Source organism: Arthrobacter luteolus NBRC 107841, assembly GCF_001552075.1.
GTDB classification, from domain to species: domain Bacteria; phylum Actinomycetota; class Actinomycetes; order Actinomycetales; family Micrococcaceae; genus Arthrobacter_B; species Arthrobacter_B luteolus.
The window spans coordinates 13406-27546 of sequence record NZ_BCQM01000008.1; the positions used below are offsets into that span (position 1 = coordinate 13406).

The 14141-nt window shown below is 67.1% G+C and carries 12 protein-coding genes; 6 read left to right on the top strand and 6 right to left on the bottom strand.

Features of this window, described 5'->3' with window-relative positions:
- Positions 1-126 precede the first annotated feature (126 nt).
- The 4 genes from AL3_RS13805 (at position 127) to AL3_RS13820 (ending at position 5849) form a co-directional block, all read left to right on the top strand.
- Entirely contained in the window at positions 127-1164 is a 1038-nt protein-coding gene (locus AL3_RS13805) for an AraC-like ligand-binding domain-containing protein (RefSeq protein ID WP_083521755.1), read from the top strand.
- Between the two features lie 151 nt (positions 1165-1315).
- Entirely contained in the window at positions 1316-2821 is a 1506-nt protein-coding gene (locus AL3_RS13810) for an amino acid permease (RefSeq protein ID WP_066302084.1), read from the top strand.
- Positions 2822-2858: 37 nt separating this feature from the next.
- Entirely contained in the window at positions 2859-4283 is a 1425-nt protein-coding gene (locus AL3_RS13815; protein WP_066302087.1) for an aldehyde dehydrogenase family protein, read from the top strand.
- Positions 4284-4313: 30 nt separating this feature from the next.
- Positions 4314-5849, top strand: a complete 1536-nt coding sequence (locus AL3_RS13820; RefSeq protein WP_066302090.1) for a GMC family oxidoreductase — start codon at positions 4314-4316, stop codon at positions 5847-5849.
- A 107-nt stretch (positions 5850-5956) separates the two neighbouring features.
- Here the strand turns inward: AL3_RS13820 and AL3_RS13825 are convergent, their stop codons facing one another.
- Complete coding sequence (locus AL3_RS13825) at positions 5957-6367, bottom strand: VOC family protein (RefSeq protein WP_066302093.1); 411 nt, start codon at positions 6365-6367, stop codon at positions 5957-5959.
- A 251-nt stretch (positions 6368-6618) separates the two neighbouring features.
- Here AL3_RS13825 and AL3_RS13830 point away from each other — a divergent pair, with 251 nt between their 5' ends.
- The gene (locus AL3_RS13830) at positions 6619-7782 is read left to right on the top strand and encodes a calcium:cation antiporter (RefSeq protein WP_066302096.1); all 1164 of its coding nucleotides are present in this window, start codon (positions 6619-6621) and stop codon (positions 7780-7782) included.
- 13 nt (positions 7783-7795) lie between these two features.
- Here the strand turns inward: AL3_RS13830 and AL3_RS13835 are convergent, their stop codons facing one another.
- The 5 genes from AL3_RS13835 to AL3_RS13855 form a co-directional block, all read right to left on the bottom strand.
- Complete coding sequence (locus tag AL3_RS13835; RefSeq protein WP_066302099.1) at positions 7796-8431, bottom strand: TetR/AcrR family transcriptional regulator; 636 nt, start codon at positions 8429-8431, stop codon at positions 7796-7798.
- A 41-nt stretch (positions 8432-8472) separates the two neighbouring features.
- Positions 8473-9648 carry an NAD(P)/FAD-dependent oxidoreductase gene (locus AL3_RS13840; RefSeq protein ID WP_066302101.1) on the bottom strand — a complete coding sequence of 392 codons (1176 nt, stop codon included), beginning with the start codon at positions 9646-9648 and terminating at the stop codon, positions 8473-8475.
- On the bottom strand, positions 9645-9836 hold the full coding sequence (locus AL3_RS13845) for a ferredoxin (protein WP_066302103.1): 192 nt from the start codon (positions 9834-9836) through the stop codon (positions 9645-9647). The genes AL3_RS13840 and AL3_RS13845 overlap by 4 nt, the downstream gene beginning before the upstream one ends.
- The gene (locus tag AL3_RS13850) at positions 9833-11005 is read right to left on the bottom strand and encodes a cytochrome P450 (RefSeq protein WP_066302105.1); all 1173 of its coding nucleotides are present in this window, start codon (positions 11003-11005) and stop codon (positions 9833-9835) included. Before AL3_RS13850 ends, AL3_RS13845 begins: the two co-directional genes overlap by 4 nt.
- Positions 11006-11082: 77 nt before the next feature.
- Positions 11083-12807, bottom strand: a complete 1725-nt coding sequence (locus AL3_RS13855) for an MFS transporter (RefSeq protein ID WP_066302107.1) — start codon at positions 12805-12807, stop codon at positions 11083-11085.
- A gap of 290 nt (positions 12808-13097) precedes the next feature.
- Between AL3_RS13855 and AL3_RS13860 the strand changes: the two genes are divergently transcribed.
- Entirely contained in the window at positions 13098-14117 is a 1020-nt protein-coding gene (locus tag AL3_RS13860; RefSeq protein ID WP_066302109.1) for a phosphotriesterase family protein, read from the top strand.
- The last annotated feature ends 24 nt before the right edge of the window (positions 14118-14141 follow it).

The window sequence follows — 14141 nt, forward strand, 5'->3', positions numbered from 1 at the left end:
TCGCGCCGTCTGCAGGTGTTCATCGATCGGTGAAGGTTGTTCGACGCGGGGAGAAAAATAATGACTTTCCGGTTCCGGTGGCGTAGATTCAGGCTCGTGTGACGCACCTTACTTCGAGGGAGAAGCATGAGTCCTGCAGCCGCCGCCCCGGCTCCCGGTACGGACACGGAACCTGCCGGCCTGCCTCCGGGCGACAAGGTTCCGGCTGGCCCGCCAGTTTCCGCCCCGGGCCCGGATACCTCCGAAGCGGCCAGCTTCGCGGAATGGCGGACGCTGGTCTCCGATTCCTTTGTCCCGCTTGAGGCCACCCCTGTGCATCCCGGCATCCCCCGTTTCGCCGGCAGGCTCACCGGCCGGCGCCTGCGCGAGCTGGCGATCGTCCAGATTGACGCCATGGCGCACCGGGTTGAACGCACCCCCGGGCTGATCAGCGGCGGCGGAGAAGGGTTCTACAAGCTCAGCCTGCAGATGTCCGGGTGCGGGGTGCTGGTGCAGGGCGGCCGGGAAGCAGTCCTGGAGGCGGGTGACCTCGCGATTTATGACACCGGGCAGCCCTACACGCTCAGCTTCGAGGAGGATTTCACCACCCTGGTCCTGATGTTTCCCAAACAGCTGCTGGGCCTTTCCGCCGAGGATATGGCTGAGCTGACCGCCGTCCGCCTGGGCGGCGGGCACCGGCTGGGCCGCGCCGTCGTGCCGTTCCTGACCCAGATTGCCGGGATGCTGCCGGACCTGGACGGTCCGATCGGCCACCGGCTGGCCCTGAATACCGTGGACCTGCTCTCCACCCTGCTGGCCGATGAGGCGTACGCCCGCCCAGGCGCGGACAGCGGGGGCCATGAACGGCTGCTCCGCCGCGTCCAGCACTTCATTGACGGCCAGCTCGCCAACCCCGAACTCTCGCCCGGTTACATTGCCGCGGCCCACTTCATGTCCACGCGGAGCCTGCACAAACTCTTCGAGGATTCGGGCACCACGGTGGCTGCCTGGATCCGCGGACGGCGACTGGAAGGCGCCCGGCGGGACCTCGCCGACCCGCTGCAGGCCGACATTCCCGTCGGAGCGATCGGCACCCGCTGGGGGCTGCCGGATCCGGCGCACTTCAGCCGGGTGTTCCGCGCCGCCTATGGACTCTCTCCCTCGGCCTACCGCCTGCGCCGCTGAACCCGGCCGGGAAAGCAGCACTGCACGGTTCGTCAACAACTGCTCGCGCAAAGCCAAGCACCGGCACTGTGTTCCAGGACACAGTGGGAAGGCACCCCGTCCGGTCCCGTGTCCGTCCCACGGATTCCGGCCCCGAATCTTGGAGGCTCACGTGTCACTGACCCAGCAGAGCAGTCAGCGCGCAGCGCTTGGGAGCCGCCGGCTCGGCGTTCCCGCCCTGGTTTTTATGATCATCGCTGCGTCCGCGCCGCTGACAGTCGTAGCCGGGGGCGTCACCAGCAACTACGCCGTGACCGGGCTGCTGGGCATCCCGCTGTCCTTCGTCATCCTGGGAGCGGTGCTGGTGCTGTTCTCGGTCGGTTACTCCGCCATGAGCCAGCACGTGCACAACGCCGGAGCGTTCTACGCCTACATTTCCCGCGGACTCGGCAAGCCCGCCGGGGTGGGCGCCGCCGTCGTCGCCCTGATTGCCTACAACGCCATGCAGATCGGCATTTACGGCCTCTTCGGCTTTGCCCTGTCCTCCTTCGTGGGCGGAGCCACCGGGGCGGACGTGCCGTGGTGGCTGTGCGCCGGCGCCGGCTGGATCGTGGTGGCCCTGCTTGGAATCAACAAGGTGGACCTCTCGGCGAAGGTGCTGGGCGTGCTGGTCGTCCTCGAGTTCCTGATCGTGGTGGTCTATGACGTCCTCGCGCTCAACGTTGCGCCGGAAGGACTCAGCGGCCAGTCGCTGGAACCCGGCAGCCTCTTCGCTGCCGGCGTCGGCGCGGCGCTGGCCTTCAGCATTGCGGCGTTTATGGGCTTTGAATCCGGAGCGATCTACAACGAAGAGGTCAAAGACCCGCGCAGCACTGCCCGCCGCGCCACCTTCATCGCCATCCTCATCATCGCCTGCTTCTATGCGTTCTCCGCCTGGGCCATGGCCGTGGGCGAGGGCGACAGCCAGGTGGTGGCACGCTCCGCCGAGTTCGGTCCGGACCTGATCTTCGTCTTCCTGGGCGAACACGCGCCGGGATGGTTCGTGGACCTGGCCAACCTGCTCTTCATCACCAGCCTGCTGGCCGCCCTGGTGGCTTTCCACAATGTGGTGGCCCGCTACTTCTTCTCGCTCGGCCGTGAAGGGGTGCTGCCCGCCGCACTGTCGCGGACCAATCCCCGCAGCCAGGCACCGGTGGCCGGTTCCCTGGCCCAGTCCGCTCTGGCCCTGGTCCTGCTGGGCGTGTTCGCCGCCGCCGGAACCGGCCACGAGTACGGTCCGCTCTTCCCGGTCCTGACCATGTTCACCTGGCTCACCAACCTGGGTGCGTTCGGGCTGGTGCTGCTGATGGCCCTGACGTCCTTCGCCGTGGTCGGCTATTTCCGCCGCAGTCCGCACGGACACGGAACCTGGACGCGGACGGTTGCCCCGGCTGCCGCCGGCCTCGCGCTGACCGTGCTGTGGCTGCTGATCGTCGTGAACTTCGACGTCCTCATCGGCCTGGAGGAAGCAAGCGTCCTCGGCTGGCTGCTGCCGGCGATCGGCGTGCTTCCTGGCCTGGCCGGCATTGCCTGGGCGCTGTGGCTCCGCTCGGCCCACCCGGCGGTCTACGCCGGAATCGGCGGCGCGGACTCCGTCCCCGAGCCTGCCGACACCGCAGCTGCCGGAAACCGGCCCTGACACTTTCCCGTCCACCCCTTCAAAAAAGGAGCAGTACATGCAGACCCCCGTGACCCTCATCAGCTTTCAGGACCTGCTGGCCGCGATTAAGGCGCCCGGTGATTCCCGGGACATCCTGGACCCGGCTACCGGCGAGGTGGTGGCCGGCGCCCCGGTGCATACCACCGCTGATCTGGAGGCCGCGGTCGCCGCTGCTTCCGCCGCTCAGCCGGCGTGGGCCGGTCTGGGCCATGCCGAGCGGTCCGCGTACCTGAACCAGGCCGCTGACGCGGTTGAGGCCGCTGCCGAAGGCCTGGCCGAGCTGCTCTCTCGTGAGCAGGGCAAACCCCTGAACGGGCCCAACGCCCGTTTCGAGGTCGGGGCGTGCGCGTCCTGGCTGCGGGCCACGGCGTCGTTCGAGCTCGAGCCCGAGGTGCTGGTGGACGACGGCGGCGGCCGCGCCGAACTGCATTACCGGCCCCTGGGTGTGGTGGGAGCGATCGGCCCGTGGAACTGGCCGATGATGATCAGCATCTGGCAGCTCGCCCCGTCGCTGCGGATGGGCAACACCGTGGTGATGAAGCCTTCGGAATACACGCCGCTGTCCGTGCTGGCCCTGGCCGCGGTCCTGAACCAGGTCCTGCCGGCAGATGTGCTGCACGTGGTTTCCGGTGGCCGGGACGTGGGTGAGGCCCTGTCTGCGCATCCGGGGATCGCGAAGGTCATGTTCACCGGTTCCACTGCCACGGGTAAGGCGATCATCCGGTCCTCCGCGGACACGGTGAAGCGCCTGACCCTGGAACTGGGCGGGAACGATGCCGGTATTGTGCTGCCCGATGCTGATCCGGCCGCGATTGCCGAGGACCTGTTCTGGGGTGCGTTCATCAATACCGGGCAGACCTGCGCGGCGTTGAAGCGGCTGTATGTGCATGAGGATATTTACGACGGTGTGGTTGATGCGCTGGCCGGTGTCGCGGCGGCGATGCCGATGGGTGTGGGCCTGGACGAGGCCAATGTGCTGGGTCCGCTGCAGAACAAGGCGCAGTTCCAGATCGTTGCTGACCTGGTGCAGGCGGCGAAGGATGCCGGGGCGCGGATTGTGACCGGCGGGAACCCGGTGGATAACCAGCCGGGGTATTTCTATCCGGCGACCGTGGTGGCGGATATTGCGAATGATAATCCGCTGGTGGCGCAGGAGCAGTTCGGTCCGGCGCTGCCGATCATCAAGTACTCCACCGTGGATGAGGCGGTGGCGATGGCTAACGGCCTGGATGTGGGGCTCGGCGCGTCGGTGTGGTCTGCGGATAAGGACGCGGCGCTGGCCGTGGCTGCCCGGATCGAGGCCGGCACGGTCTGGATCAACAAGCACGGGAACGTGGACCCGCGGCTGCCGTTCGGTGGTGCCAAGCAATCCGGCTACGGCCTGGAGTTCGGCGTCGAAGGCCTCAAGCAGCTCGGCGCCCCGCAGGTTCTCAGCTACTAATCCACCTCCATAGATCGAAAGGCCTGAGCAATGAAGCTTCCGGTTGAAACCCCCTACCTGGTCATTGGAGCCGGCTCTGCCGGCAACGTCGTCGCCCGCCGCCTGCTCGATGCCGGCAAACAGGTCCTGGTCCTGGAAGCCGGGGACCAGGACACCAACCCGGACATCGCGCACCTCAACACCCTCGGCGCCCTATGGCACAGCCCGCAGGACTGGAACTACTACACCACCGAGCAGGCCGGCGCCTCCGGGCGGCGCATGCATCTGCCCCGCGGCAAGGTGATGGGCGGCTCGCACGCCCTTAATGCCTCCATCTGGGTGCGCGGGGACCGCTGGGATTACGATTCCTGGGCCGAGGCCGGCTGCGGTGGCTGGTCCTGGGACGAGGTGCTTCCGGTCTTCAAGGCCATCGAAGACTACGACGGCGGTGCCTCCGACACGCGTGGCACCGGCGGACTGCTCGATGTGGTGCAGGACTTCCCGCGCAACCCGGTCCAGGAGGACATGCTGGCCGGAGCGCAGGAAATCGGCCTGCCGCTGAACCCGGACTACAACTCCGGCAGCGTCGAAGGTGTTTCCCGGATGCAGCTCAACGTCCGGGACGGCAAACGGTTCAATACCTGGCACGCCTATCTCAAGCCGGTCATGGACCATCCGAACCTCACCCTGCTCACCGGCGCCCACGTGCGCCGGCTGCTCCTCGAGGACGGCACCGTCGCCGGCGTCGAATTCGAGTACGAGGGTGCTCTGCGCAGCGTCCGGGCCGCTGAAACCATCCTGTGTGCCGGGGCCATCAACTCAGCCGAACTGCTGCTGCGCTCCGGCATCGGGCCGGCCGCGGAACTGGAGGCAGCCGGCGTCGAACCGGTCCTGGACCTGCCCGGCGTGGGCAAGAACCTGCAGGACCACCTGCTTGCCCCCGTGGTCTTCTCCTCCGGATCGCGGCCGGTGCCGGACGGCGAGGTGGCACCGGCGGAGGTGCACCTGTTCTGGAAGTCCCGGCCGGAGCTGCCGGTGCCGGACACCCAGCCCATTTTCTTCTCCGTGCCGATGTACTCGCAGGACTACGCGATGGGGGAGATGACGGGCCCGGCGAACGGCTTCTCGATGCTGGGCGGCCTGGTCCGTCCGGCTAGCCGCGGCGAAATCACCCTGACCGGCCCCTCGCCGGAAGACCCGCTGCGGATCGATCTGGGCGCACTGAGTGAGCAGGCGGACGTCGATGCCCTGGTCGCCAGTGTGCGGCAGTGCCGGGAAATCGGCCGGTCGGAGGCACTTTCCGGCTGGGAGCCCAAGGAACTGCATCCCGGCCCGGCCGTCTCGGACAGCGATGAGGACCTGGCCAAATACGTCCGCGACTCCGTGGTGACCTACCACCACCAGGTGGGGACCTGCCGGATGGGCACTGACGATCTGGCCGTGGTGAACCCGGCGGACCTCCGCGTACACGGGCTGGCGGGGATCCGGATCGCCGATGCCTCGGTCATGCCGATGGTTACCACCGGCAACACCAACGCCCCCACGGTGATGATCGCCGAGCGGGCCGCGGGAATGATCACCGGCTAGCTGTCCTGAGGGCTAGCTGTCCTGAGACTGAGACTGAGACTGAGACTGAGACTGAGACTGAGGCAAACAGCTAACCGGCGGATCCGGCCGGCGCGCTTACTGCGCGCTTACTGCGCGCTGGCCGGATCCATCCACATAAATTCCCAGATATGCCCGTCCGGATCGGTGCAGGAGCCTGAATACATACCGGGCATCATGTCCCGGGCGGGGGAGTAGATGGCCCCGCCGCCGGGCTCGACCTTCGCCAGCAGGGCGTCGACCTCGGCGCGGCTGCCGCAGCTGATGCCGTTGATGACCGCCTTGCTGGACGCATCCGTATGGACCGCATCGCCGTCGGCCAAAAAGCTCTGAAAGAAGCTCTTTTCCAGGAGCATCACTACGATCGCATCCGAGATGACGACGGCGGTGGCCCGCTCGTCACTGAACAGATCATTCTTCTCGAAACCGAGTCCCAGGTAGAAGTTGGTGGACGCGGCCAGATCACTGACCGGCAGGTTGGGGAAAATCATGCGTTCCATGGCTGCTCCCATGCAGGTGGACGGCGTGTGTATGGCCCCAAATCTAGCGGCGCAGACTCCCGGGTCAAGGCCCTTGCGGCGGGAGCACTGAACTGGCAGCCGGAAGTTGGCTATCATTGGAGACAGCCACGCACTGTCCGGCCGCTACGCCGGATACCGGCACGACTGGACAGCAGCCGCGAACTTGATGGGCGGGACGACCCGCTCTTTTCCTTTGATACGGGGACGGCCCCGTTGAACAGGACGCCGCTGTGAGCCATCCTCCTCTCCGCTCCATCATCACCCCCGCCGCCATCCTCCGCATCGTGCTGGGGTGGGGAACGTTCCTTGGCCTGGTTGCCGCCGGGCCCCTGCTCGAACCGCCGGTTCCGGCTCCGGTGCTGATCACCGCACTCACTGTCATTGTCGGCGTTATCCTGGTCTGCGCCTTCGGTGTGGTCCACGAGGCCGAGCACCTCGCCCGCCGGCTCGGCGACCCCTACGGTTCGCTGGTCCTGACCCTGTCGATCGTGATGATCGAAGTCATCCTGATCGCGGCCGTGATGCTCGGCCCGGGTGAGCACGCCACCATCGCCCGCGACTCCGTGATGGCCGTGTCCATGATCATCCTGAACGCCGTCATCGGCCTGTCCCTGCTTGTGGGAGGGCTCAGGCATGGGGGCATGCGGCACAACCGCACCGGCACCTCGGCTTATCTGTCCCTGCTGGTTGTCCTGTCCGCGCTGGCGCTGGCCCTGCCCGCCCTCATCGGCACCGGGGGGTCCTACACCACCGGGCAGGAAATTCCGATCATCGTGCTGACCCTGTCCCTCTATGTGTTCTTCCTGTTCCGGCAGATGGGCCGGCAGGCCGCGGACTTCCGGGAAGTCCCAGCCGCACCGGATCAGGCCCCGGCGGCAGGCGAAAAGCGCTCCGTGGACGATAGCGCCCGCCCCCGAGTCACACAGGTCATCGCCAGGCACCGGACCGAACTGGTGCTGCGCGTTGCCGTGCTGCTGGTGACGGTCCTGCCCATTGTGCTGCTCTCTCATGACATGGCCGCACTGCTGGACGACGGGCTGGAGCGGGTCGGAGCGCCAGCCGCGCTGGCAGGGATCCTGATCGCGATGATTGTCTTCCTGCCCGAATCGATCACGTCCGTCCGGGCCGCGCTGAAGGGCGAGGTCCAGCGGGTCAGCAACCTGTGCCACGGGGCCCTCGTCTCAACGGTCGGCCTGACGATTCCGGCGGTCCTGATCATCGGCGCCCTGACCGGCCAGACCGTTGTGCTGGGCGAATCACCCGCCAACCTGCTGCTGCTGGGCGTGAGCCTGCTGTTGTCCATTACCACCTTCGCGGCGAAGCGGACCACGGCCATGCACGGGGCAGCGCACCTGGCGGTGTTCGGCGTCTACGCTTTGGTGGTCTTCGCCTAGCCGGGGGCGGAGGTCAGCTGTGCGGCAGGACCGCGTGGCCCTCATCGCAGAGCAGGTGGTACCAGCTGTCCGCCAGCACCTCGATCGCGTGTTCACGGTTGGGTTCGAGCTTGCGGCGGGTCCACAGGGTGGCCACGTAATCCAGCTGCGTGAAGGCGAGGGTCCCGCGGATATGGTGGGTTTCTTCGGAAAAACGGCCGGCCTGCTGCATACCGCGCACCAGGTCGGAGATGACTTCTTCATGCCAGGCTTCCACCATGGCCCGGACCTCCGGGTCCACGGCCGCCGCTTCGTCGAGAACATCGAGGTACGGCCGGAACACCGGCCACAGGGCAGCGCGGGATTCGAGCCAGGACAGGATGCCGGAGAGCTCCCCGGCCCGCACCGCGTCAACCAGTTCGACGGCGGTGGACGTGCTGTCGGGAGCGCTGGCTCGGTCGAGGACCGCGTTCACGCGTGACATGAAGTCCCGCATCAGGTCGGTGCGGGAAGGGTAATACGCGTAGAAAGTCACCCGGGTGGTCCCCGCCGCCCCCGCGATTTCATCGATGGTGGTGGCCGCGTAGCCCTTGGCAGTAAAGAGCTCCAGGGCGCGTTCAACGATCGTGTCCCGCGTGAGTTGTTTCTGGGCTTCTCGCAGCGACGACATGGGACAACCCTAACCTGACATTGGTGGTGCGGCTGCCCGGATTACACGCGGGCAGCCGGGCGGAGCGCGGCCGGTCCGCCGTCCGCGAGCCGGCGCAGCCTGGGGACCGGAATCCGGTAGTTAACGGCGGCGGCGGTGCCGGAACCCTCCGGGTTTTCCCAGCGGAGCAGCTGCGCATCTTCCGAACTGCCGGATTCGCTGAATACCGGGTCACCCATAGCCGGGGTGGGCCCGATAACCTTCAGCGCCAACCCGAATCCTTCCGTCCAGAAGTATGGCTGGAACGCCAGTTCCGGGGCGGCATCCCCGTGCAGGAGCCCCAGCGCCGCTGCCTTGGCCTGTTCGATCGCGCTGGTCCAGAGCGGAACACGGGCCATGCCCTGAGGGGTGGGGAACCAGGCAACGTCCCCGGCGGCGGCGATTTCCGGGCGGACGCGTCCGCGGGAATCCGCGTGCAGCTCTCCGCCGGCGGTCAGCAGGCCGGTCCCGGCCAGCCAGCCGGTGTTCGGCTGATCGCCAATGGCAGAGACAACCAGGTCTGCCTCCAGTCCGGTGCCGTCGGCCAGGAGCACCCGGGCCGCACCGCCGGACTCAGCCAGCTGTGCCCTCCCGCCGAGGACCAGGCGCAGGCCGCGCCGTTCCGCCGCAGCGGTGAAGAGTCCTGACAGGTGTCCGCCCAGCTGGCGGGAGAGCGGGGGAGCGTCGGACACCAGGGTGACGTCGCAACCGGCGGCCAGGCATCCCGAAGCCACCTCCATGCCGAGTGCGCCGCCGCCGACCACCACCACCGAGGGCCGTCCGGCAACCCGTTCCTTCAATGCCACCGCGTCTTCGATGGTGCGCAGCGTGAGTTCCGGTGGCCCGCCGTTATGCCCGGGAGCCAGTCTCCTGGCGCTCGATCCCGAGGCGATGACCAGCCCGTCGTACGGCAGGTCCGTGCCGTCGTCGAGCCGTACGATCCGGGCGCCGGGGTCCAGGCCGGCGGCGCTGACGCCAAGGATTTCGGCGGCCCCGTGGGACGGCGCGGGCAGCTCATGGGCGGTGAGCTGGTCATCGCCGTGCAGCAGGGCTTTGGACAGTGCCGGGCGGCTGTAGGGCTGGTGGCGTTCGGCGCCCACTACGGTAAGTTCACCGTCGAAACCGGCAGCCCGCAGGGTATCGCAGGCGGTCAGGCCCGCGATGCCGTTGCCGGCGACGACGATCCTCCGCAGCGTCATGAGGCCAGCCGGAGCGCGGCCACGGGGCAGACCCGGACGGCGGCCTTCGCGGCTGCAGCATCCGGGCCGTCCACCTCCGGGACATCGATGATGAGCTCACCGTCATCGTCGAGGTGCATGAGCTCCGGTGCCGCCTCTTCGCAGAGGCCGTGGCCCTCGCAGCGGGGCCGGTCGAGTTCGATCCTCATGCGGCCACCACCTTGACCACCGGCAGTTCCTCGAAGCTGCGGGTGATATTGCTGGGTACCGTAACCTCGGTTCCGGTCTGGATTTCCTTGATGTGCCGGGCCAGGGCGGCGATCACGGCCTGGCCTTCGAGCCGGGCCAGGCCCTGGCCTGCGCAGCCGTGGGGGCCGTAGCCGAAGGACAGGTGATCCACCGGATTGCGGGTGACGTCAAACGTGCCGGCGTCGTCGTAATGGCGCGGATCGTGGTTCCCGGCGCCGAAAAGAATGCCCAGCTGCGCACCGGCCGGGATGAGCGTGCCGTCGACTTCGACGTCGCGGGTGGCGGTGCGTCCCCACACATGGATCGGCGGCCAGAAGCGCAGCACTTCAGCAAACGCTGAGGGCACCAGCTCCGGGTTCTGCCGCAGCAGCTCCAGCTGCTCCGGATGGCGGCCGAACAGGGCCACGGCATTGCCGATCGAAGCGATCGTGGTGTCCACACCGGCGCCAAGGTACTGGTGGATGATGTGCCCGGCGGATCCCTCGGGGATGTCGCCGCGGGCCTCGGCTTCGAAGATTCCGCGGCCAATCGAGCCGGGCGTCAGGTCCTCGGCAGTGACTGACGCGCACCAGCCGTAGAGCTCCCCGGCAATCGGAAAGTTCTCCTGGGTGCGCTGGTTCAGCGGGCCCAGCACCTGCATGGCGGCCTGGCCCCAGCGAAGCATGTTGTCCTTGACCTGGCCGTTAAAACCGATCAGATCCGCCACGATTTCGAGCGGGAAGGCCCGTGCCAGATCGTCGATCGCCTCAAAGCTGCCGCGTGCTGCGAGTTCGGACACCAGTTTGTCCGCTTTCTCGTCGATGACCACCTTGAGCCCGCGGAGGGCCCGGGGTGTGAGGTTTTCGGACAGGGCGGCCCGCAGCTGTGTGTGCCGGGGCGGATCGGAGGCCAGGGAAGTGCCCTGCAGGGCTTCGTTCACCATCGGATTGAAGCCCAGGGAGGTGGAGGAGAATGTCTCCGGGTCCCCCAGGGCATCCCGGATCAGGTCGTAGCGCGTGAGGACGTACAGGTCGTTCTTCGGCAGGTAGACAACACCGGCCTGCTCCCGCAGCGCAGTGTAGGTGGGAAAGGGATCGACCAGGACGGCGTCATCCCAAATGTCGATATCTGATTCAGCGCGTGCAGTCACGGAGGCCTCCTGTTGGGCAAAGGATGGAGAAAGGTAATGGGCGGTTGTGGATCGGTGCAGCCGGAAGCCGGTGCGGGTCAGTCAAGGGCAGGCACCGAATCGGCGGGGGCAGCTTCCGTGGCCTGGGCCGCGGGGGCCGAGGAAGAACGTCCCGGGACAAAAAGGGTCAGGAACGCGGACACCGTGGCCGTGATTCCGGCCACCAGATAGACGGTCTGGAACCCCTGTCCGAGCGATGAGCCGGCCGCACCCTGGATGCCGGGCTGGGCAGCGTTCAGCGCCTGGACCATACCGTCCACGGCGGTCTGCGGCGCGCCGGAGGCCAGTGCCTGGCCGGTGAATCCGGCAATGATGTCCGGCCAGCCGGAGAGGAAGGCCAGCGGCGGAATCTGGGCGAGACCAGCGGCGGCTTCCGCCGGGAGTCCCGCCCCGCCCAAGAGCCCGGCCAGGGGCGCGGCAAAGAGGGATGCGCCAACGCTGAAGGCGATAGCCGAGCCGACAATCGGGCCCAGCGCGAAGCCGAGGTCACGCAGCAGGTTGGTGGTGGCCGATGCCATGCCGATCTCCTGCGGCTGCACCGTATTGATCGCCACCGCGGTCACGGAACCAACGGTCAGGGCGAATCCGGTGCCCAGAAGCGCCAGCGGCGGGATGAAAGCGGTCCAGGGGGTGCCGCCAAAGGCTTCGGGGGTTCCGAGGGAGAAGGTGGAGAGCCAGTAGCCTGCAGCGGCCATCAAAGCGAAGCCGGAGGTCAGGACCCAGCGCGGGGCTACATGGTGGATCAGCCAGCCCACCACGGGAATGAAGATGAAGGCCGGGCCCTGGATGAAGACAAAAAGCACGCCGACCTTCCACGTCTCGGTCAGGGCCAGCCCGCCGACAGCGACTGAGGTGCTGAAGCAGACAGCCAGGAAAGCAAACATGCCGGTGACGGCCACGATTCCGGTGATCGAGTACGCGCGGTTCTTGAACAGCGAGAGATGGATCAGCGGCTGCGGTGTCCGTGATTCGATGAGAATGAACAGGGCAATCAGGACGGCGCCGGTGAGGTAACCGGCGATGACGACCGGAGCGCCGAAACCGGAGTCGACGGCGGTGACGGTGGCAAAGAGCACGGCGATCAGGCCCAGTGCCAGCGTGGCCTGGCCCGGGAGGTCCAGTTTCCGTCCCTGCGGTGCAGCGGAATCCTTGGCCCGCACTGCCACGATGAGCAGCAGGACGGCCAGCCCGGCCGCGGCGTAATAGGCAACGCGCCAGCCGCTGAAGACATTGGCAGCGCCCGGCTCGGCACCGGGAATCGTGAAGATCTGGGCGGTGAGCCCGGCCAGCACGGGGGAGATGACCGCGCCCAGGGAGAGGAACCCGGCCCAGGTGGCGATCACGCGGGCACGGGCACGGGGATCGGGCGTGATGGCAGCGATCATGGACAGCGAGATGGGGAAGAGGATGCCGGCACCGATACCGCCGATGGCCTGCGCGGCGATCATGACCCCGGTTGCCGGGGCGAGGGCGGCGAGAACGGAACCGGCAATGCTGAGCACCGCACCGGCGCACAGCAGCTTCTTGCGCCCGAACAGGTCTCCCAGGACTCCCCAGCTGAGCTCGAACACCACCACGCCAACCATAAAAACGCCGGCAATCCAGGTCAGTCCGGCTCCGGAGGTGTGAAACTCTGCGGCGAAAGTGCCGTTGAGAGCTCCGGGGAGGGCGTTGGTCATCTGGGCGAGGGTGACGGCGCCGTATGCGGCCAGGAACGTGGCCCGTGCCGAACCTGCCCCCGTCTTTGTGCTGATCTGGCTCATCGGTGAAAACTCCTTTGTTTCCGCGTGACCTGCGAACTGGGGTGGGCTGGTGGCTTGCACCGGGAGGGATTGAGTGAACGCCCGGGAGGTGATTGGCGTCACAGCACACAGTGTGGGTCACCCTTTACATCGTGTCAATAGCACCAACAGTGCGTCTGCGTAACAAACGGGACGCAAAGAGTTTTCTTGACATCGTGTAAAGGAAACTGTGAGGATAGCCACACCGCAGCGGAAATATGGCCCTGGTCACAAACCCCGCATCCGTATCCAAGCTTCAAAGGAGAGGCCCCGTGAGCCACTTCGCAGGCGGAGACGCCAGCAGCACATCCACCACTTCCGCAGGAGGCGGGACGGTAAACACCGTCCTGGGCCCCGTTCCCGCCGGCGAGCTGGGGGTTACCTCGATCCACGAAGCCCTGCTCTCAGTCGTTCCGGGTGCCGAATATGCGCCGGAGATCAGCATGGACCGTGCGGAAATCTTCGAACTCCTTGCCGGCAAACTCCGCGAGTTCGGCCGGCAGGGCGGACAAACCATCGTGGACAGCACCGGCATGTTCCACGGCCGGGACCTGCGCCTGTACGAGGCGCTGTCCAAGTCCACGGGCATCCACATCATCGCCTCCACCGGCATGGGCCCGGAGGAAATGCTGGGCGGATACTTCCTGACTCCGCAGACCAACCCGCCCACCCCGTGGCCGGCGGAGAAATTCGCGGACCTTTTCACTAAGGAAGTAACGGAGGGCATGGTCATACCGCGCCTCGAACGGCGCGCCGCCGCAGGGCTGGTGGCCACCGCCGCGGACCGCAGCGGCATCACCCCTACTGAGGAGAGCCTGTTCCGGGGCGCAGCCCGGACCGCGCTCGCCACCGGGATCCCGGTGTCAGTGCGGTTCGGAGCAGATGCGGTGCGGGACCTCGACGTCGTCCTGGACGAGAAGCTCCCGGCGGACCGTGTGGTCGTGGGCGGCCTGGACCGGAAGGACGCCGCCGGTGCCGGTGCCGCTCTGGAAATCGCCCGCCGCGGCGCCTACGTGGGGATCGACCACGTTGGCCTGAACGACGACGACGCCTACCTCGACGATTCCGCGCGGGCCAACCTGGTGCTCGAACTCGTGGCAGCAGGCCACAGGGACCGGATCCTGCTCTCTTCCAACGCCATTGGTGTGGCCAAGGGCCAGCCGGATTACGACCTGCCCTTCGGCTACGTCCTGACCAGCTTTGTCCCGTTCCTGCAGTCAAAGGGCCTGTCTGCCGAGGATGCCCGGTGCATCCTCTCGGATAACCCCCAGGCCCTGCTGTCTGTGCGCTAGCCGCGCCGGCGTTCAGATTTCTCC